This window comes from Streptomyces sp. NPDC048331 (assembly GCF_043201215.1).
Taxonomy (GTDB): domain Bacteria; phylum Actinomycetota; class Actinomycetes; order Streptomycetales; family Streptomycetaceae; genus Streptomyces.
This window is the reverse complement of the sequence record NZ_JBICYT010000054.1, coordinates 7,359-27,450: the sequence shown is the minus strand read 5'-3', so window position 1 is coordinate 27,450 and position 20,092 is coordinate 7,359. Positions and strand designations below refer to the sequence as shown.

The 20,092-nt window shown below is 74.7% G+C and carries 15 protein-coding genes; 9 read left to right on the top strand and 6 right to left on the bottom strand.

The annotated features are described in order from the left end of the window. Positions 1–78 precede the first annotated feature (78 nt). Positions 79–537: a hypothetical protein gene (locus tag ACGFYY_RS38675; protein ID WP_365281277.1), complete on the top strand. Its 459-nt coding sequence runs from the start codon at positions 79–81 to the stop codon at positions 535–537. Positions 538–658: 121 nt separating this feature from the next. On the opposite strand, the gene ACGFYY_RS38670 is transcribed toward ACGFYY_RS38675, so the two are convergent. The 3 genes from ACGFYY_RS38670 to ACGFYY_RS38660 all read right to left on the bottom strand — a co-directional run bounded on the left by ACGFYY_RS38670 (position 659) and on the right by ACGFYY_RS38660 (position 8,186). Further along, entirely contained in the window at positions 659–5,371 is a 4,713-nt protein-coding gene (locus tag ACGFYY_RS38670) for a hypothetical protein (protein ID WP_393716869.1), read from the bottom strand. Between the two features lie 75 nt (positions 5,372–5,446). Then, the gene (locus ACGFYY_RS38665; RefSeq protein WP_393716867.1) at positions 5,447–6,349 is read right to left on the bottom strand and encodes a hypothetical protein; all 903 of its coding nucleotides are present in this window, start codon (positions 6,347–6,349) and stop codon (positions 5,447–5,449) included. Positions 6,350–6,680: 331 nt separating this feature from the next. Continuing rightward, entirely contained in the window at positions 6,681–8,186 is a 1,506-nt protein-coding gene (locus tag ACGFYY_RS38660; RefSeq protein WP_393716865.1) for a hypothetical protein, read from the bottom strand. Between the two features lie 126 nt (positions 8,187–8,312). Between ACGFYY_RS38660 and ACGFYY_RS38655 the strand changes: the two genes are divergently transcribed. From ACGFYY_RS38655 to ACGFYY_RS38645, 3 genes are read left to right on the top strand one after another with little or no spacing between them, the layout of a single operon-like run. Then, positions 8,313–9,080, top strand: a complete 768-nt coding sequence (locus ACGFYY_RS38655; protein ID WP_393716889.1) for a LamB/YcsF family protein — start codon at positions 8,313–8,315, stop codon at positions 9,078–9,080. Continuing rightward, positions 9,077–9,703 (top strand): allophanate hydrolase subunit 1, encoded by a 627-nt coding sequence (locus tag ACGFYY_RS38650; RefSeq protein ID WP_393716863.1) that lies wholly within the window; start codon positions 9,077–9,079, stop codon positions 9,701–9,703. The genes ACGFYY_RS38655 and ACGFYY_RS38650 overlap by 4 nt, the downstream gene beginning before the upstream one ends. After that, positions 9,696–10,571 carry a biotin-dependent carboxyltransferase family protein gene (locus ACGFYY_RS38645; RefSeq protein WP_393716861.1) on the top strand — a complete coding sequence of 292 codons (876 nt, stop codon included), beginning with the start codon at positions 9,696–9,698 and terminating at the stop codon, positions 10,569–10,571. The genes ACGFYY_RS38650 and ACGFYY_RS38645 overlap by 8 nt, the downstream gene beginning before the upstream one ends. A 335-nt stretch (positions 10,572–10,906) precedes the next feature. Here ACGFYY_RS38645 and ACGFYY_RS38640 read toward each other — a convergent pair whose 3' ends face one another. Then, positions 10,907–12,304, bottom strand: coding sequence for a HEAT repeat domain-containing protein (locus tag ACGFYY_RS38640; RefSeq protein ID WP_393716859.1), 1,398 nt, complete (start codon positions 12,302–12,304; stop codon positions 10,907–10,909). 332 nt (positions 12,305–12,636) lie between these two features. Beyond that, entirely contained in the window at positions 12,637–13,059 is a 423-nt protein-coding gene (locus ACGFYY_RS38635; protein ID WP_328964140.1) for an ankyrin repeat domain-containing protein, read from the bottom strand. 329 nt (positions 13,060–13,388) lie between these two features. Between ACGFYY_RS38635 and ACGFYY_RS38630 the strand changes: the two genes are divergently transcribed. Then, positions 13,389–13,583: a hypothetical protein gene (locus tag ACGFYY_RS38630; RefSeq protein ID WP_030031218.1), complete on the top strand. Its 195-nt coding sequence runs from the start codon at positions 13,389–13,391 to the stop codon at positions 13,581–13,583. Positions 13,584–13,652: 69 nt separating this feature from the next. Next, positions 13,653–15,245 (top strand): hypothetical protein, encoded by a 1,593-nt coding sequence (locus ACGFYY_RS38625; RefSeq protein WP_393716856.1) that lies wholly within the window; start codon positions 13,653–13,655, stop codon positions 15,243–15,245. A 53-nt stretch (positions 15,246–15,298) separates the two neighbouring features. On the opposite strand, the gene ACGFYY_RS38620 is transcribed toward ACGFYY_RS38625, so the two are convergent. Then, entirely contained in the window at positions 15,299–16,801 is a 1,503-nt protein-coding gene (locus ACGFYY_RS38620) for a PLP-dependent aminotransferase family protein (RefSeq protein WP_393716854.1), read from the bottom strand. A 226-nt stretch (positions 16,802–17,027) separates the two neighbouring features. Between ACGFYY_RS38620 and ACGFYY_RS38615 the strand changes: the two genes are divergently transcribed. The 3 genes from ACGFYY_RS38615 (at position 17,028) to ACGFYY_RS38605 (ending at position 19,963) form a co-directional block, all read left to right on the top strand. Continuing rightward, on the top strand, positions 17,028–17,798 hold the full coding sequence (locus ACGFYY_RS38615; protein WP_365280862.1) for a glycerophosphodiester phosphodiesterase family protein: 771 nt from the start codon (positions 17,028–17,030) through the stop codon (positions 17,796–17,798). A gap of 67 nt (positions 17,799–17,865) precedes the next feature. Next, positions 17,866–19,275 (top strand): MFS transporter, encoded by a 1,410-nt coding sequence (locus tag ACGFYY_RS38610; RefSeq protein ID WP_393716851.1) that lies wholly within the window; start codon positions 17,866–17,868, stop codon positions 19,273–19,275. Between the two features lie 313 nt (positions 19,276–19,588). After that, positions 19,589–19,963 (top strand): RNA polymerase-binding protein RbpA, encoded by a 375-nt coding sequence (locus ACGFYY_RS38605; protein ID WP_007262928.1) that lies wholly within the window; start codon positions 19,589–19,591, stop codon positions 19,961–19,963. Positions 19,964–20,092 lie beyond the last annotated feature (129 nt).

Sequence of the window (20,092 nt, the reverse complement as noted above, 5' to 3'; positions counted from 1 at the left end):
GGCGGGGCAGACGCGTCACGTGACAAGTGGACACGGCGAGCAGGCATGACGGACCGCGCGGTGGGGAGTGAGCGGACCATGAGCAGTGACGAGGGCGGCGGTGTGGGTGCGGGCCTGGGTGCCGGCTCGGCCGGGCGGGGACTGTGGGTCGAGGAGCCGGCCAGGCGGCGCCGGATGCCGGATTCGGTACGGACGTCCGCGGTGCGGGCGGTGCTGATCGTGTCCGTGACCCTGACGCAGGCGACGATCACGTTCTTCCTGACCCTGACCGGGTCCTGGCTGGCCCTCCCGATGGGTCTCGGCGCGATAGCCGGGACGATCGTGGCCACCTGGGGCGTGCTGGACGTGTGGATCACCCGGCAGACCTGGAACCAGCGGTACGGGGTCCTGTCGGAGCCGAGCAGCACGGCGCGCGGCCGCCGCCGGGAGGCCCGCCGGGCCTCCCGTGCGGCCCGCGACGCCCGGAAGGCCGCGGCGGGCCGAATATCCCGCGAGGACGGCCCTCTGGCGGCCTCCGGGCGCTATTCCGCGCGCTGACACGCCCTGGCGCCCGGCGGGCGCGCCCGCGCCCCACGAGGGCGCCCGGCGCCTGTGTACGCGCTCGCGTCCCCGCCGTGATGCCTCACGGCGGCCTGTGCGCGCCTGCCGTCCTCTCGTGTCAGGAAACGCCGCCGCGGCGGAACATCCGGGTGGCCGTGATCTCGCCGTGGATGGTCTCCGCCTCCGCGGACTGCTGCGGCAGGCCCGGGCGCAGGTGTTCCTCGACGCTGATGTACTTCAGGCCCGCCCGCAGGTCCGCGTCGTTGCGCAGGCGGATCACCAGCGGGAACTCGGCGAGGGCGGTGGTATCGAACAGGCCCGTCGTGTACAGCAGTTGGACGCCGAGCGCGTCCGAGACGGCCCGCTGGAGCTCCAGCAGGTACGTGGCGTTGGCGCGGCCGATCGGGTTGTCGAGGAACAGCGTGCCCGCGTGCCGGTGCTTGTCGCGGCCGCGGTCGTTGCTGCGCAGCGCCGCCATCGTGCAGTACAGCGCGATCGCGGCGGTCAGCAGCTGCCCGCCGGAGAACACGTCGCCCATCTGCCCCACCGGCACCCGCTCGGCGCGCAGCACCGCGTCCGGCTTGAGGATCTCCACGGAGATGCCCTTGGGCTCCAGGGCCGCCTGGACCCCCCTCAGCAGCAGGGACATTCCGTCGCGCCGGCCCTCGCCGAAGGAGGCGCTGCTGTTCTTCTTCACGGCCGCGCGGGTCGCCTCGTCGATGACCTCGCCGAGTCGCTCGGTGAGCGTGGCCTGGTCCGGCTCCTCGAAGCGGATGCGGAGGAACTCCTGACCCGACCATTCTCCGAGGCCCTCGGGGAGCTGCGAGAGCCGCTGCGCGGAGCGGAGCGTGGCCAGGGCCGATTCGACGAGGCCGCGCAGGCGGTCGACGATGCTGTCGCGGTTGCGCTCCAGTTGGGCCAGTTCGTCGGTGAGGACGCGCAGCCGGGGCGCGAAGGCGGCCGCCCAGGCCGCCGCGTGCTCGGGCAGCGCGGAGGCGGGCAGTTCGCGGATCTGCTGGCGCGCGGGGGTGCGTACCTGCTCGTAGCGGGTGGCGTTGGCGTGCCGGACCAGGATGTCGCTCGCCTCGCGCACCGCGGAGTCGGCGGCCGAGAGCTCGGCCGCGCAGCCGCGCAGGGAACGGCGGGCCTCGGTGGCGGACTGGCGGGCCTCCTCCAGGGTGCCCGCGTGGGGTGCCGGCTCCTGCTCGTCGTCCTGGTGGGTGTGGTCGCGCAGCAGGTCCCTGAGCAGCGCCCCGGTCTCGTCGAAGCCGCCGGCGCCGTCCTCGGCCGTGCGGTGGGCGCGCAGCAGGTCCGCGTGGGCGGCCCGGGCGCTCTCCACGGCCGCGGTGTGGGCCGCGAGCTGGGCGGTGGCCGTACGCAGCAGGGCCTGGGCCTGGTCGACGTCCTCGGGGACGAGCTCCTCGGGGAGTTCGGTGTGGGCCTCCCCCTCGGTGGGGGCGTGCCGTTCGGCCTCGCCGCGCAGTCGGCCGAGCTGCTCGCTCGCGGTGGACGCGCGGGTCTCCAGCATCTGCACGAGGGACTCGGCGCGGGCGGCCGCGGCCTGCCGGGAGGGGCCGTCGGCTCCGTCGGTTCCTTCGAGGAGCTGGGCGGCCCGGGTACGGACCTTGTTGGTGAGGCGGTCGAGTTCGGCCAGGGCGGCGCTCTCGTCGCTCTCGGCGCGGGCCTGCTCGGCACGCAGGTCGGCGCCGACGCCGACCTTCTCGTAGAGCTGGGAGGCCGCGCGGTAGGCCTCGCGCAGGTCGGGCAGCGGCGCCCGGGGGGTGTCGCCGTCCCCGTCGGGCAGCTGGTCGGGGGCGCCGGCGATCTCGGCGCGCTCCGCACGCAGGGCGCGGGCCGTGCGGCGGGCGTCGTCCGCCGCGCGCTGGGCGGCCCGGCGGTCCTCGTCGGCGGCGCGGGCACGGTCGAGGCACACCTCGGCGCGGGCCTCGGACTCGGCGGCGTCGTCGGCGAGTTCGCGGAGCTTGGCCTGCCAGCCGGCGCGTTCGCGCAGCCGGAAGGCGAGCCCGGCGAGGGCGTCGGCGACGCGGCGGGCACGCTGGGCGGTGTCCTGACGCTCCTCGCGGACCCGGGAGGCGTCGGCGGCGGCCTCGTCGGCCTCGGCGCGTACGGTACGGGCCTCCGCGAGCTCGGCGTCGGTCTCCTCGGCGAACATCCGGGCGGCGGCGGCCGCTTCCGCGAGTTCGGTCAGGCGGCCGGGCGGGCAGCCGGTGCGCCAGGAGCCCAGGCGGGCGGCGAGTTCGCGGTCGCCACCGAGGCGGGCGGCGAGGTCTCGGATCTCGGTGTCGCGGGCGGCGGCGCGGGCGCGCAGCGCCTGGCGCTCCTCGTCGGCGGCGCCCTCGTCGTGCATGGCCGGGTTCGGCGGGACGAGGAAGACCCCGGAGTCGGCCCCGTCGCCGGCGGGAGGCAGCGGGGCCAGCAGGGCGGCGGCCGTGCCGACGGCGACGGTGGAGCGGGGCAGCAGGGCGGCGCCGGACAGCACTTCACGGGCCCGGCCGTGGGTGTCGGGGTCGGTGATGACCACGCCGTCGACGAGTTCGGGGCGGGCCGCGAGAACGGCGGCGTGGTCGGCGGGGTCCACGGACTGGGCGAGGTAGCGCCAGCCGGGGAGGGCGGGAATGCCGTGCTCGCCGAGGTACTCCACGGTGGCCAGGACGTCCGGGCCGGGCGGCAGCAGCCCGCCGTCGCCGAGCGCGCCGAGGATGCGGGCGTCGTCGGCGGCGGCGGTGCGCAGCTCGAAGAGCTGGCGCTCGGCCGCGGCGACCCCGTCCGTCAGCAGGGTGCGCAGGTCGTCGGCGTTGCGATCGAGGTCGGCGACGGTCAGGCCTTCGGCCCCGGCGGTCCCGGTGGGGGCGGGGGCCGCGGCACCGGCGGTACCCGGGCGCCCGACCGCGCCGGAGGCGGTGGCCGCGACGGCGGCGTCGGCCTGCGCGCCGGCGCGCGGGTGCGGGAGGAAGGCGTCGGGAACCGACGGCAGCCCGAGCAGCTCCGCCAGGCGGGGCGCGGTGGCGAGGGAGGCCGCGGCCCGGTACTCCGCGTCGTGGGCGGCCTCGGCCGCGTCGGCGGCGTCCGCCGCACGGGCGGCGGTGAGCTCGGCGCGGGATTCCGCGGCGGCGGCCTCCCGGGCGGCCTCGGCGGCGGCCCGCGCGGCCTCCCGGGACTCGTCCCAGGCGGCCACGGCCGTCTTCTCGGCGTCGGTGGCGGCGAGGGCCGCACGGGCCGGGTCGACGTCGGGGGCGGTGTCGTCGAGCCAGCCGGCGCGCACGGCCTCGGCGGTCTCCTGCTGGACCTCGGCCAGCCGGGAGCGCAGGTGCTCGGCCTCGCTGCGGGCCCGCTGGGCGGCCGTGGCGGCGGCGGTGGCGTCGCGGTGCGAGGCCTCGCCGGTGGCCTGGAGGGCGGCGGACCGCTCCTCCTCCTCGTTGGCGAGCCGTTCACCGTGCTCGGCGGCGGTGTGCAGGGCCCGGACGAGCTCACCGGCGGCGGTGGCGCGGGCGGCCAGCGCCGGGGCGGCGTCCCGCTCGGCCTCCAGGATCGCGGCGGCGACGCGGGCGGAGCGGTCGGCGGCGGCCCGGTGGCGCAGCACGTTCTCGGCGGCCTGCCAGGCGGAGTGCAGCGTGCGGGCTTCGAGGAGTTCGCGACGCTGGGCGGCGGCGGCCTTGTCGGCGACGGTCAGCGCCAGCGAGGCGTGCCGGTAGGCGAGTTCGGCGGAGACGGCGGCGCTGCGGGTACGGGCGGATTCCGCCGCGGTGACCTGGTGGGCGGCGCCGGTGACCCGCTGGGCGAGATCGGCGGCCCGGCCGCGTTCCTCGGCGGCTCGGGCGGACAGCCGCCGGGCGAGGGTACGCGTACGGCGTTCCGCGCCGGCGTGCACGTCACGCAGTCGGGAGCGGGCCGCTGCGGCCTCGACGATGCGGGTGAGCAGGTCGACCGAGCCGGCGGTGAAGTCCCGTTCGGCCATGAGCTCGGCGCGGCGGCCGAGCTTGTTGCCGAAGCCGTGGACGAGGTCGGCGAGGCCGTCCGTGTCGCGGGTGTCGGTGACGGCGCGCAGCAGGAGGTCGGTGAAGTCGGAGTCCTTCTTGACCGCGAAGAGGCCGGCCGCCTCGCCCTCGTCGGCGTTCATCTCGCGCTGGTAGCGGAAGAGTTCGGGGTCGAGGCCCAGCTCGGTGAGATGCTCGTTCCAGCGGTCGTGGATCTCCTCGAAGTACACCTCCAGGTGCGGGTACGCCTTGCCCGCCTCGGTCAGGGAGTCACGGAAGCCCTTCATCGTGCGGCGGCGTCCCTGGGCCCCGGAGGCACCCTCGACGGGCGGGCGGACGGAGGTGGCCTCGGCGACGGGCAGGCTGTCCAGGCTCAGGCCGGGGCCGGGGCGGAAGGAGTACCAGGCCTCGGCGAACTTGCGGGGGTCGTTGGAGACCTGGCGGCCGCGCCATTCGCTGACCTTGCCGACGACGACGCACTCGCCGGTCTGGGTGTGCTGCCACTCCAGGGCGACGTGGCCGCAGTCGTCGGCGAGGAGGAACTTGCGCAGCACGCCGGAGCTGGCGCCGCCGAGGGTGTTGCGGTGGCCCGGGAGCATCACCGAGAAGATCAGCTTGAGGAGGACGGACTTGCCGCCGCCGTTCTCCAGGAAGAGCACACCGGCGGGCGCGGGCCGGCGCGGCGGGCCGGTGGGCTCGTCCTCGAAGAACTCCGCCTGCGTCGGCGCCGGGTGGGGCACCGGCTCGCCGACTCCGCGCAGGTCGAGCACGGTGTCGGCGTAGCGCGCACCGGCGGGCCCGATGGAGTAGAGGCGGATCCGGGACAGCTCGTACATGGCGGCGGACTCTCGTGGTGTCTTGGTGAGGCAGGACGTACGGGGATCGGGGCGCGGGCCGTGGGGCCCGGGGGCTCAGGCGTGGAACGGGAGTCCGGCGTCGGCGGCCAGGTCCAGGTCGTCGCCCTCGGGCGGCGGCAGGAGAGTGGCGGAGCCGTCGCTGACGGGGACCACGCCGAGCTCCAGGAGCTCGGCCATCGCCGCGCTGCCCGCCATGTCACGGACCTGGAGCTGGTAGCGGGGGGTGGTGCGGTAGGTGCCTCCGGCCTCGTCCCCGGTGCGCTGGAGGAAGCCGGAGTCGGTGAGGAAGGCGGCCGCCTTGCCGACGATGCCGGTGGTGGAGCCGGCGAGGCGGCGGGCGTCCTTGGTGGCGCCGGTCGCGCTGCGGCGGGCGTAGACGCGCCAGGCGGCCTCCAGTCCGGGGGCGTCGGAGGCCGGGTCGGTGTTCTCGCCGAGCTCTTCGGCGCGCTCCTCCAGGCGGCGGCAGGTCTGCCGGACGAAGGCGTCGACGCCGTTGACGGTGACGCGGCCGATGTAGCCGTCGTCGGCGAGGTCCTCGGGGCGCGGGAAGGCCAGGGCGGCCACCGCCAGGTGCGCGAGGCCGTGCAGGAAGCGGTCGGCGGAGTCGGCGGCGGTGCGGCGGGCGTAGTCGCCCATCCGGACGGCGAAGACGGAGTCCTCGCCGGCGGCCACGGCCATGCCGGCGCGCGGGGACACCTCCAGGACGACGAGGCCGAGGCCGGTGGCGACGGCGTCGGCGAGCCGACCGAAGGCGGGGTCCTCGCGGTAGCGGCGGAGCAGTTCGGCGTACTCGGCGTCCCGGGCGGGGAGCAGCTTGGGCTGCAGCCCGAACGCGACGAGCCGGGCCGCGTCGGCGGCGTCGGCGGGGGTCACGGACCCTGTGGTGGCGGGCGCGACGGGAGCCGACGGCGCGTCGGGCTCGCTCCACGCGGGGTGCTCGGCGTGGTGGTCGCTCACGGGTGGGTCTCCTCGGCGGTACGGGTCGTTCGGGTGGTACGGGTACGGCTGCTGCCTGCGGGGCCGCGGCGCGGACCAGACGGTTCCGGCGGATTCAGCCTCGCCGGCGGTTGAGCAGGGGGCACATGCTGAGCAGGGGGCACCTGCCGGCGGTAGCTGGGGGAAGGTCCGGGCAGAGCCCGGTGCCCGGCGGAGCCGGGTTCCCTGGGGCTCCGCCCCGGACCCCGCGCCTCAAACGCCGGCGGGGCTGGATGCGAAGCCGGCCAGGCTGGATGCGGAGCCGGCGGGGCTGAAGCGGCCCGGCACGGCGGCCCGGCCGAGGCAGCGGCGGTCACGAGGCCTCCGCTCGGTCGGCGGCCATGCCGGCGGCGTCCAGGAGGGCGGTGCCGACGATGAGGTCGGCGCCGCCGAACTCGGGGTCGTCGAGCTGCGTGCCGTCGTCCACGGCGAAGAGCAGCCGCTCCTCGCCCTGCCGGTAGGCGGTGCCGACGGCCGGGCTCGCCGCGTGGACGGCCAGCAGGGCCACCAGGTAGGGCAGTTCCGGATCGCTGCGGCGGGCCTCCGCGAGCAGTCCGGACAGTCGGCGCGGGGCGTCGTGCGGGAGGTCCAGGAGCTCCATCGCGGCCGCGAGCTGCTCCTCGCTGAAGCGGCTGTCGTCCGGGGTGGCGATGAGGTCCGGCTCCGGCATCTCCGCGCCGAGGTGCTCGCGCTCCACCGGCGGGGTGAGCAGGATCTCGACCAGGTCGGCCACCCGCACCGAGACGGGGGTGCGCAGCCCGGCGCCGGAGGCGAAGAAGGCGGCGGTCACCCGGCTCGCCCGCTCCAGCGGCAGCGGCAGGAGGGGGGCGACGAGCTGGCCGTAGAGGTCGATGCCGGAGCGGGGCGCCGGGGCCGCGAAGGCCTGGCGGTCCTGCTCGGCGCGGAACAGCGGGCCGGCGTCCAGCAGCCGGGACTGGAGCTGGGTGTGCCGGCGGATGCAGTCCTTGACGATGTCGACGAGTTCGGCCGCGCGCCGCTTGTTCTCGGGCTCCTCCGCCTCGTCGCGCGCCTTGCGGATGTTGGTCAGGATCGCGTTCTCGTGCCGGTAGCGGTCGGCGACGTGGTCCAGGGCCTCGGCGATCATGTCGGGCACGGCCTGGAGCCAGTCCACCGCCCGGACGTTGCGGCGGGTCGCGTCCAGGGTGCGGCGCAGGGTCTCGGCGTACTGGACGGTCCGGTAGCGGGCCTGCTCGGCGGCGAGCTGGGCGTCGGCCAGCCGCCCGCGGCTGATCAGCACCTCCAGCTTGACCTCGGCAGCGATCTGGGCGCTGGTGACGTCGGTGTCGAGGGCGCCGACGAGAACGTTGACGGCCTCGTCGGTGGTGCGCAGGTAGACCACGCCGCCGTAGCCGGGGACCTCTTCGATCAGCTTGAAGTCGTAGTCCCGGCGCACGTAGACGCCGTCGGGGCCGAAGGTGCCGTAGATGGCACGGAATCCGCGGTCCACGCTGCCGACGTTGATCAGGTTCTCCAGCACCCAGCGGGCCACCCGCTCGTGCTCGGCCGCCGGGCGGGACGGTGCCTGGGCCGCGACGCGCGGCAGCAGCCTGGCCACTATCTGCTCGTGGTCGGCGCCCGTGTCGAAGTCCATGTTGAGCGTGACCAGGTCGATCGCGGCCAGCGCGACCTCCGCCATGGCGTAGACCCCGTACTCGCCGGCCAGATTGGCCTTGCGGACGTCGAGGTCGTGCAGCGGGGCGGTGCAGGCGAGGGCGCGCAGCCGCCGGGCCAGGCCCTCGTCGGCGGCCGGGCCCGGCGCCGGGGACGGAAGGGTCTTCGCCGGGGCAGGGAGAGTCACGGACAAAGACTAGGTCCTGTTACTGACAACATCCCAAACGGCATGGTTCGGCCGGATCGTCCCGGCATTCGCCCGGGCCGTCTGCTCTACGCTCGGCGCATGGATTCCATGATCGCATCCGCTGCTGTGATCGACCTCAACGCCGACCTCGGCGAGGGCTTCGGGCGCTGGACGCTCACCGACGACGAGGCCCTGCTCTCCGTCGTCACGAGCGCCAACGTGGCCTGCGGCTTCCATGCCGGCGACCCCTCCATCATGCGCCGGGTCTGCGAGCTGGCCGCGGAGCGGGGCGTACGGATCGGCGCGCAGGTGTCCTACCGGGATCTGGCGGGCTTCGGACGGCGTTCGATGGACGTGCCGCCCGGCGAGCTCGCCGACGAGGTGGCCTACCAGATCGGGGCCTTGGAGGTGTTCGCGCGGGCGGCCGGCTCCCGGGTGTCCTACGTGAAACCGCACGGCGCGCTCTACAACCGCACCGTGCACGACGCCGGCCAGGCCGCCGCCGTGGTGGCGGGCGTCCGGCTGGCGGCCGGGTCCGGCGCCACCGGGGGCCTGCCGGTGCTGGGGCTGCCCGGGTCGCTGCTGCTCGTCGCCGCCGCGCAGGCCGGGCTGGCGCCCGTACCGGAGGCTTTCGCCGACCGTGCCTACACGCCCGCCGGGACGCTGGTCCCGCGCGGCGAGCCGGATGCCGTGCTGCACGACCCGGAGGCGGTCGTCGCGCGGGCCGTCCGGATGGCGGCCGAGGGGGCGGTGACGGCGGCCGACGGGTCGACGGTCCGGGTGGCCGCGCGCTCGTTGTGCCTGCACGGGGACACCCCGGGCGCGGCCGGGCTCGCCCGCCGGGTCCGGGAGGCCTTGGGCGCGGCCGGGGTCCGGGTGGAGGCCTTCGCGTGAGGCCCCTCGTGGTGGGCGCCGCGGCGCTGCTGATCGAGCTGGACTCGGCGCACGAGGTGGCCGCGCTGCACGCCGAGTTGCTGCGCCGCCGGGACGCGGGCGAGCTGGGGCCCGTACAAGAGCTGGTGCCGGCCGCACGGACGGTGCTGCTGGACGGCGTACGGGACCCGGCCGCGCTCGGGGCCCGGATCGCGCGCTGGGAGGTGCCGCCGCTCGCGCCGACGCAGGGACCGCAGATCACCGTCCCGGTGTGGTTCGACGGCCCGGACCTGGTGGAGGTGGCCCGGTCGTGGGGGGTCGCCCCGCGTGAGGTCGCGGGGATCGTCGGGGCCACCGACTTCCGGGTGGCCTTCTGCGGGTTCGCGCCGGGCTTCGGCTATCTGACGGGGCTGCCGGAGCGGTTCCACGTCCCTCGCCGCGCGTCGCCCCGTACGGCCGTCCCGGCGGGCTCGCTGGCGCTGGCCGGCGAGTACGCGGGGGTGTACCCGCGCTCCTCCCCCGGCGGCTGGCAGCTGATCGGCTTCACGGACGCGGTGCTGTGGGACCCACGGCGGGATCCGGCCGCGCTCTTCGCGCCCGGGGTCCGCGTCCGGTTCACGCAGGAGGGCGACGGACGTGGCTGAGGGGTTGCTGGTGGTACGGCCGGGAGCGCTGACCACGGTCCAGGACCGGGGCCGCCCCGGGTACGCGCACCTGGGGGTCCCGCGCTCGGGGGCGCTCGACACCGCGGCGTACGCGCTGGCCAACCGGCTGGTCGGCAACGCGCCGGGCGCGGCGGCGCTGGAGACGACCCTGGACGGGGTCGGGCTGCGGGCCCTGGCTCCGACCGTCGTGGCGGTCACCGGCGCGCCCTGTCCGGTACGGATCTCCGGTCGCCCGGTGGCCTGGGGGGCGCCGGTCCGGCTCCCGGCCGGGGCGGAGCTGGAGGTGGGCCGGGCGGAGTCGGGAGTGCGCTGCTACGTCGCGGTGCGGGGAGGCCTGGCCGGCCCGCCGGTCCTGGGCAGTCGCTCCACGGACCTGCTGTCGGGGCTGGGGCCGCCGGTCCTGGCGGCCGGGATGCCGCTGCCGGTGGGTCCGCCGGGCCCGGCCCCGGCCCGGCCGGCGGCGGCGGATGTCTGCGGCCTGCCCGGGCCGCCTCCGGAGCTGCTGCTCCCGCTGCGGCTCGGGCCGCGGGCGGACTGGTTCACCGAGACCTCCCTCGCCGGGCTGTGGCGCTTGGCGTTCCGCGTCTCTGCGTCGTCCAACCGCATCGGCCTGCGCACGGAGGCGGGCTCCGCGCTGGTCCGCGCCCGGGCGGGCGAGCTGCCGAGCGAGGGCATGGTGCTGGGCGCGGTCCAGGTGCCGCCGGACGGGCTGCCGGTGGTGTTCCTGGCCGATCACCCGGTGACGGGCGGCTACCCGGTGGTGGGCGTGGTCCCGCCCGGCCCGGCCCTGGACGCGGCGGCACAGGCCCGGCCGGGGGTGCCGGTGAGGTTCGTGCGGGCCCGATGAAACGCTTTCGGGGGCTGCGGCCAAGTACCGGGTGAGGGGGCCGACCGGGTCCCCTGTGCAGGGGAGGAACCGGGTGCGCAGCCCACGACACGAGACCGGACCGCCGGATCTCTCGCCTTCGGGGTCGTGTCGAACGAACACGTCCCGAACTGCTCGGCCGACGCCCGGGAGGCCTTCCTGGCGGAGCAGCGGTTGGGGCGACCCACCGGAACCCCCCGCCCCCCTACCCCCCTGGCGCCCCCGTCCACCCCGTGACGGCAGACCGTCACAGCACACGGCCCGGCCCCCTCTCGTCAGGGGCCGGGCCGTGTGCGTGTCGGGGCGGGTCGGCGCGGCTACACGGCCGACTCCGGGGCGATGCGGCTGCGGACGGCGGACTGCACGTCCTCCTCCTCCGCCGGATCGGCGGCCAGGCGGCGCAGGCGCGGGGCGACGCGGGCGTCGGCCGTCTCGGCGTGGTGGGCGGCCACCTCGCGGGTGGTCTCCTCGCAGTCCCACAGGCATTCGACGGCGAAGCCCGCCGCGAACGAGGGATCGGTGCTGGCCAGGGCCCGTGCGGCCCGGCCGCGCAGGTGGGACGAGGCGGTCTCGCGGTAGATGTGGCGCAGCACGGGGGCCGCGCAGCCGATGGCGAGCCGACCGGCCCCGTCGACCAGGGCGAACAGGCGGCGGGTGTCCGGTCCGGCTCCGCGCACGGTGGAGCGCAGGGCGCCCAGGACCAGGTTCGCGTCCTCGGCCGCGCCGCGGGCGGCCAGGGTGGCCGCGGCGGCCTCGCCGAGCGCGTCGGGGCGGTGGACCCAGCGTCGGGCCCGTTCGACGGCCTCGGGGCCGCACATGCGCTCGTAGGCGGCCACGGCGGGCTCGTCGGCGGCGGCTTCGATGAGGTCCAGCACGGCCGGGTTGTCCGGTTCGGCGAGGACCAGGTGGTGCAGGGCGGTGGCCCGGGCGGCCTCCCCGTCGGCTCCGGCGGCGGCCGCGAGGATGGCGGAGCGGTCCTCGGGCTGGGCGACCGCGGCGAGACAGCGGGCGGCGGGGACGTGCAGCGGGGTACCGCGGCGCAGCCCGTCGGCGGCCCAGTCGAAGACGGCCTGGACGCCCCAGCCGGGCCGGGGGCCGCTCGGGGTCATCTGGCGCTGCCAGCGGTCGAAGGAGCCCTGCTGACGGGCGGCGCGCAGGCGCTCCCCGTACTGGGGGATCTCCTCCCACAGGCTCCACGGGCGGGGCTCGTAGGCATCGCGGACGGCGGCGGCCAGCCGCGCCTCGCCCTCCGCCGTGGCGGGGAAGCGGGCGAGGACGGCCGCGGCCAGGGACCGCAGGCCTTCGTCGTCGTCGCGCAGGGCCAGCTCGTCGAGTGCCCAGGCCCAGTTCGCCCCGGAGGCGGCGTAACGACGCAGCAGCATGAGCGCGTCGTCGCGGCCGTAGGAGGCCAGGTGGCCGAGGACGGACAGGGCGAGGCCCGTGCGGTGGTCCTCCTCGTCGACGAGGTCGTCGGCGCTGAAGAGGTGGGCCTCGATCTCGCCCAGGGGACCGGCGAGGTCCAGGTACAGCCGGGCGTAGTACAAGGAGCGGTTCTCGACCTGCCAGTCCTGGCGCGGATCGCGGAGCACGCACTGGTTGAGGGCCTCGAGGGCCTCCGCCCTGGGTGCCGCGAGTGCGTGCAGCGTGCCGTCGCCACGGCCCCGCTGGAGGAGCCCGAGCAGGGTACCGCTCGGCGCTATGACTGGTTCGAACATGGGAATGGCCTCAAATCAAGCTGGGGACGCAACCGGGAATCGGGATTCACAGGGCCGCGTAACAGCATGTGAGGACGTCCGCCGTCATGTTCCGCTCGATGTAGACCATTGCCTTCTCACTCTCGTCGGTGCTTCGTGACCATGGAGGCCGGGCCGGGCCGGCACACCCTTCGTGTCCTGCCCGCTTCTGCCCGTCCCCCGTGCTCGCGAATCGAATCCGACGCCATGATGACCCAGCCGGTTTGTGCGCCGCGACCACATTTATGGCCGCCGTGACCAACCTGTGAGGTCCGGATGTGCCCAGGCCGGGCCAGATCCCAGGCAAAACCGGACTACTCAGCTCCGAAAAGTTCCAGCAGGTCGGCCTTGGCGAACATGCGCGCCGTGTCCACGGCGGAGGGGGTTCCGGCCTTCGGGTCGGCCCCGCCGGCGAGCAGCGCGCGGATGACGGCCTCCTCGCCCTTGAAGACGGCGCCGGCGAGCGGGGTCTGGCCGCGGTCGTTGGCGCGGTCGGCCTCGGCGCCGCGGGCCAGCAGGGCCGACACGGCGTCGGCGTGGCCGTGGTAGGCGGCGAGCATGACCAGGGTGTCGCCGCGGTCGTTGGTGAGGTTCGCCGGGACCCCGGCGTCCAGGTAGGCGGTGAGCGCCTCGGTCTCACCCTGGCGGGCGAGGTCGAAGATCTTGGTGGCCAGCTCGATGACGTCCTCGTCGGGGACGTCCTGGGAACCGGAGCCCTCCGCTGCGTGCTCGCTCATGGTTCGTACCGCCTTTCACTCGTTGCTGACATGGTCCGCCCGCCCGTCACGACGTCGAGGACCCGGCCGGGGCCGGGCGGGCAGGGGGGTGCACGGCATTGCCTCCGTACGGGTGAATCGTCAGGGTAGCGCCCTGGCCTGCACATGTCCGGGTCGGGCCGAGGCAATGATCACCCTCGACGCACCGTGCGCCGGGCACGCCACCCAGGCTGAGCCGGTCAAGTGAAAAACCCTTGAATTCACCCGTATGCACCTTTTGTCGCATTGATACTTCCTGTGAGCCTGGAACAACTGATGGTGACTGTCCCCACCAACCAGGAGAAAACCTCATGGTCCTGTCCATCTCAGGCGTGGTCCTGCTCGGCATCATCTGCTTCCTCTTCTTCAAGAAGGACGGGATGAAGCTGACGCACGCGTTCGTCTGCTCGCTCTTCGGCTTCTTCCTCGCCGGTTCCGCCATCGCCCCGAGCATCACGGCGAGCACGGCGAGCCTCGCGAGCCTGCTCGGCGGGATCAAGCTCTAGCCCGGCCATCACCCAGCGACACCAGCAGCACCCGGAACACCGTCACACCCACAACTCCAGGAGACGCCCGTGGCCCGGCGCCCACTTCCCCGCATCCTCAGCAGCGGCACCATGTCGCTGGCCCGGGGCCGCGACCTCGCTCGCACGGCCGCCGACAGCGCCACGGACGTCCTCCATCCGCTCCTCGTCATCGGACGCGGCCTGCGCATCCTGGCCGCGACCGGACGGCGCCGGTGGTCGCAGACCCCCAAGGACAAGCGTGGTCCCGCGCTGTTCCTCGCGGCGGCCTGCGTCCTCGTGGTCGCCCTCGTCCCCTACGGACCTCTCCTCGCCCTGATCACCCTCATGGCGGCGGCGGCCTGGTACGGACGCGACCGCACCCCGGCGAAGACCGGACCCAGCGAGGCCGAGACCGAACGGCTCGGCTCCCTCTACGAAGCCCTCGTGCCGTACTTCTCCATCCCGGAGGACCCGAGTCCACTCTTCGCCCACGGCGGGGACTGGGACAAGGCCTTCAGCGGCTACGAGTTCGACGAGGCAGGCCGCGTCACCCGGCTCCACATCCGCTACCCGGCCTACTTCACCGACGGCGAGGCCACCTCACGGGCCCGGATCGAGGCACTGCTGCACGCCAAGTCCGGACGCGGACGGGAGTATCTCTTCGACTGGGACGAGGAGGGCAACCAGCTCGACCTGAGGGTGCTGGCGGCGCTGCCGACGGGCATCGCCGCCCAGCCGTTCGTCACCTCCCCCGGCGAGACCGTCCTCGGCTTCACCGACGCCGGCGGCGTGCAACGCACCCTGCCCGTCCTGGAGGGCGACGAGCCCCGGGACGTACCCCCGGTGATCTGGCGCACCGGACCCCGCTCCACCGAGCCCCACCTGCTGGCCGTCGGCCAACCCGGCAGCGGCACCTCCACCCTGCTGCGCTCCGTCGCCCTGCAGGCCCTGCGGCAGGGGGGCGACGTACTGGTCGTCGACGGCGGCGGCAGCGGCGAGTACGCGTGCCTGTCCGGCCGGGCCGGCGTCCTCGCCGTGGAATGCGGGCCGACCGGGGCGCAGGCCACCCTGGAATGGGCCGCGCAGGAGACCGAACGCCGGCTCATCGCCACCCATCGCGCCCGCGAGGTCGGACGGCCCGCCCCCGAGGACACCCGCCGCCCCCTGTGGATCCTGCTGGACCAGCCGAGCGTGCTGGCCCACCTCGCCGTCGCCGAAGGCGGCCCCGACCCGCTGGCCCAGTTGCAGGTGCCGCTGCGGCACGGCCGGCCCGCGCACGTCACGGTGGTGGTGGCCGAACAGTTCGGGCACCTGGAGCTGCTGCACGACGCCGTCTGGCAGCACACCCGCGCCCGCGTCGTGCTCGGGCCCGCCGCCGTCCAGCAGGTCGCGGACGTACTGGGGCTGCCGCCGCACACCACCCCGGCGGCCCAGGTACCGCCGGGACGCGGGTACGCCCGGCTCGGCACCGGGCCCGTGCACCGGCTCCAGGTGCCCGCCACCCCGGACCCGTACGACGAGGCCACGCACCCGGCGTACCGCCAGGCCGTACTGGAGCTGCTGCCGGAGCGCCGGTCGGGCCCGGTCCGCCTCCTGTCGGCCAAGTCGCTCCGGGCGCCGGCCCTCGAACCACACCCGGAGGTGGCGGCGGAGGCGCCGTAGCCGTCGCGGAGCGGGGGCCGGTGCGGTCCGGCGTACGGCCGCCGGCGGGCCGACTACGCCACGAACGTGCGCGGCGGCTCCGCGCCGCTGCCGCCCGCGCCCGTGCCGACCAGCCGGGCCGCCGCCGCCAGGCGGGAGGCGGCCTCGTCGGCCACCGGCCCGCCCACGGTGAACGGCAGCCGGACGTAGCCCTCGAAGGCTCCGTCCACACCGAACCTCGGCCCCGAGGGAACCCGTACGCCGACCCGCTCCCCCACCTCGGCGAGCCGCGAGCCCGACAGCCCGCCCGCGCGGGCCCACAGGGTCAACCCGCCCTGGGGCACCTCGAACTCCCAGTCCGGCAGCTCCCGGCGGACCGCCGCGACCAGCGCGTCACGGTTCTCCCGGGCCTGCTCGCGGCGGATCCCGACGGCCTGCTGCCAGCCCCCGGTCCGCATCAGCCAGTTCACCGCGAGCTGTTCCAGCACCGGCGTGCCCAGGTCGGCGTAGGCGCGGGCGGCGACCAGGCTGCGGATCACGTCGGGGGCGGCTCGGACCCAGCCGATCCGCATGCCCGCCCAGAACGCCTTGCTGGCGGAGCCGACGGTGATGACCGTGCTGCCCGCCGGGTCGAAGGAGCACACCGGGCGGGGCATCTCCAGGTCCGGGTCCAGCTTCAGCTCCAGCATGGTCTCGTCGGCCACCAGGACGGTGCCGGCCGAGCGGGCGGCCTCCACCATCGCGCGGCGCTGGTCCTCGGAGGCCAGGGCCCCGGTCGGGTTGTGGAAGTCGGCGACCACGTACGCGAGGCGCGGGGCCGAATCGCGCAGCACCTGCCGCCAGACGTCCATGTCCCAGCCGCTGAGGCCGTCGGCCATGGCGACGGGTACGAGGCGCACCCCCGCGGCGCGCATCAGTTGCAGGATGTTGGCGTAGGAGGGGGACTCGACGGCGATCCGCTCCCCACGGCCGGCGAAGAGGCTGCAGATGGCGTCGATGGCGCCCATCGCGCCGGTGGTGACCATGATCTGCTCGGGCATGGTCGGAATGCCCTGTTCGGTGTAGCGGTCGGCGAGCATCCGGCGCAGCGCCGGCAGCCCCGCCGGGTAGTCCCCGTGGGTGTGCGCGTACGGCGGCAGCTCCTCCAGGGCGCCCTGGACGGCCTTGGTGAGCCAGGGCTCGGGGGCCGGGAGCGCGGCGCAGCCGAGGTCGATCATCGAGCCGAGGGACTCGGGCGGCAGCGGTTCGAGCCCCCGGGCGGGCAGCGGGTTCCCGGCCGGTACGGAGGTCCAGCTGCCGGCGCCGCGCCGGGACTCCAGGAACCCCTCGCCGCGCAGGGCTTCGTAGGCGGCCGCGACGGTGGTGCGGCTGAGGGACAGGGCGACGGCCAGTTCCCGCTCGGCGGGCAGCCGGGCGGCCACCGGGACTCGACCTTCGAGGACGAGCAGGCGGATGCCGTCGGCGAGGGTCCGGTAGGCCGGCAGCTTGCGGGCCCCGGGGACACCGGCCCGTTCCTGCTGGGAGGTGACGAGACGGGCGAGCTGTGCGGCACCGACCGCTGAGGTCCATTCGGCCATGCTGTCCGGTCCACCTTCGTCGAATTGGCCCCGCCCGACCCCGGGAGGTGGACGGTATTGGCTTGCTTCCGCCCCCACACCCTGTCATGTCGGGGTCCACCTGGGCCAGGGGTGGGGGGACCCGCGTGCTCGGCGGTCCGATCCGGACGGCCGCGGCGGCGCGCCGTTCATCACGCAGCCATCGGGCCGCACCCTCCCCACGGGTGACAGGGGGCATACTGCCGCCGTGACGCACGTACGCCTTCGCCATCCGTATCTGGACCACCCGGCTCCGATCCCCTTCGCGCACCGGGGCGGTGCCGCGGACGGGCTGGAGAACACCGCCGCCGCCTTCCGCCGGGCCGCCGAAGCGGGCTACCGGTACTTCGAGACCGATGTGCACGCCACGGTGGACGGGAAACTCGTCGCCTTCCACGACTCCACACTGGACCGGGTCACCGACGGCCAGGGACGGATCGCCGAGCTGCCCTGGAAGCGGGTCCGCGAGGCCCGCGTGGCGGGCACCGAGCCGCTGCCGCTCTTCGAGGAGCTTCTGGAGGAGTTCCCGGACGCCCGCTGGAACATCGACATCAAAGCCGAATCCGCCCTGCACCCGCTGGTCAACCTGATCGCCCGGGCCGGGATCTGGGACCGGGTCTGCGTGAGCTCCTTCTCGGAGAGCCGGGTGGCCCGCGCCCAGAAGATCGCCGGACCCCGACTGGCGACCTCCTACGGCGTGCGCGGGGTGCTCGGCCTGCGGCTGCGCTCGTACGCGATCCCCGCGGCGCTGCGCGTGGGCGCGGTGGCGGCGCAGGTCCCGGAGACCCAGGCCGGCATCCGCGTGGTCGACCGCCGGTTCGTACGGACCGCGCACGAGCGGGGACTCCAGGTGCACGTCTGGACCGTGAACGAACCGGAACGCATGGAGGCTCTCCTCGACCTGGGTGTCGATGGCATCATGACCGACCGGATCGACATCTTGCGCACGGTGCTGGACCGGCGTGGGGCCTGGGCCTGACTCGCCCTTCACCCGCTGCCCGGCCCGGGACGCCGTTGCCGAACGGGACCAGCGAGGGGGACACCGCATGAGTGCGGAAGAGAGCAGCAGGACCGAGGAAGCGGAACCCGGTTCGGAGGACGACAGAGCGGCGGGCGGCTCGGCGGTCGCCTCCGCCGCGACCGCCGAGCGCAAGCGCGAGCAGCGGGGCTGGTACTTCTACGACTTCGCCGTCTCCGTCTACTCGGCGAGCGTCCTGACGGTGTTCCTCGGGCCCTACCTGACCGCCGTGGCCAAGTCCGCCGCGGACGCCGAAGGCTTCGTCCACCCGCTGGGCATCCCGGTGCGCGCCGGATCCTTCTTCGCCTACTCCGTCTCCGCCTCGGTGATCCTGGCGGTCCTGCTGATGCCGCTGGTGGGGGCCGCCGCCGACCGGACCGGGCGCAAGAAGCCCCTGCTGGCGGCGGCCGCGTACACGGGCGCCGTGGCGACCGCCGGAATGTTCTTCCTGGGCGGTGAGCGCTATCTGCTGGGCGGCCTGCTGCTCATCGTGGCGAACGCCTCCCTGTCGGTCTCGATGGTGCTCTACAACGCCTATCTGCCGCAGATCTCCACCCCCGACGAGCGGGACACCGTCTCCTCGCGGGGCTGGGCCTTCGGCTACACCGCCGGCTCGGTGATGCTGGTGGTGAACCTGGTGCTCTACATGGGGCACGACTCGTTCGGCCTCTCCGAGGGCATGGCGATCCGGATCTGCCTGGCCTCCGCGGGTCTGTGGTGGGGGGCCTTCGCGCTGATCCCGCTGCGCCGGCTGCGGGACCGGGCCGTGGTACGGGAGCCGGGGGCGGCTCCGGCCGTCAGCGGCTGGAAGCAACTCGTCGCCACCCTGAAGGACATGCGGCGCTACCCGCTGACCCTGTCGTTCCTGCTGGCGTACCTGATCTACAACGACGGCGTGCAGACCGTGATCTCCCAGGCCTCCATCTACGGCTCGGAGGAGCTGGAGCTGGAGCAGTCCACCCTGATCGGCGCCGTGCTGCTGGTGCAGATCCTGGCGGTGGCGGGCGCCCTGGGCATGGGTCGTCTCGCCCGGATCCACGGCGCCAAGCGGACGATCCTGGGTTCGCTGGCCGCGTGGGCGGTGACGCTGGCGGCCGGCTACTTCCTTCCGGCCCGGACCCCGGTGTGGTTCTTCGCGCTCGCCGCGATGATCGGGCTGGTGCTGGGCGGCAGCCAGGCGCTGTCGCGGTCGCTGTTCTCGCACCTGGTGCCGGCGGGCAAGGAGGCCGAGTACTTCTCGGCGTACGAGATGAGCGACCGCGGCCTGAGCTGGGTGGGGCCCCTGGTGTTCGGCCTCACGTACCAGCTCACGGGCAGCTACCGGGACGCGATCATCTCGCTGGTGGTCTTCTTCGCACTGGGATTCGTGCTGCTGGCGCGAGTGCCGGTGCGGCGCGCGGTCGAGGCGGCAGGCAATCCTGTACCGGAGCGGATCTGAGCGTGGGTCCGCGAGTGCGCACCGCCCGGATCCACGAACGAATTCCGAACGAATTTAGACGTTGAAGCAAAGGGCCGGTAGTGTACGCCTTTGGCCTGCCAGGCGGACCGTTACTGCGCGCTCGAGAAGCATGGACGTTGGGTGACATCTGCTGCCAGATGTGACAAAACGGGCACTGGTGGGTACAACAAGGGGCGGTACGACGGGCGACGCATGACCCGGAGCGGGAATCTATACCGCCGACCGGACGTTGACCGGATGACGACGACAGCGACACCTGTCCTGTGGGCGACAAGCCCGGGAGGCACGATTCATGAGTGAGCGAGCTCTCCGCGGTACGCGCCTCGTGGTTACCAGCTACGAGACGGACCGCGGCATCGATCTGGCCCCGCGCCAGGCGGTGGAGTACGCATGCCAGAACGGACATCGATTTGAGATGCCGTTCTCGGTTGAGGCAGAAATTCCGCCGGAGTGGGAGTGCAAGGCGTGCGGCGCCATGGCACTCCTGGTGGACGGGGATGGGCCCGAAGAGAAGAAGGGCAAGCCCGCGCGAACGCACTGGGACATGCTCATGGAGCGACGCACCCGCGAGGAGCTGGAGGAAGTGCTGGCCGAAAGGCTCGCAGTCCTGCGTTCCGGCGCCATGAACATTGCCGTGCATCCGCGGGACAGCCGCAAGTCCGCCTGACAGCCGGACGGATACACAAGCCGAGGGGCGCCGCCCCCCCCGGGGGGGGGGGGGCCCGCGCCCGGTGGCGGGCGGGGCGGGGGCCCCGCGCCACCGCGGGAGCGGCGGGGGGGGCGGCGCATCACGGGG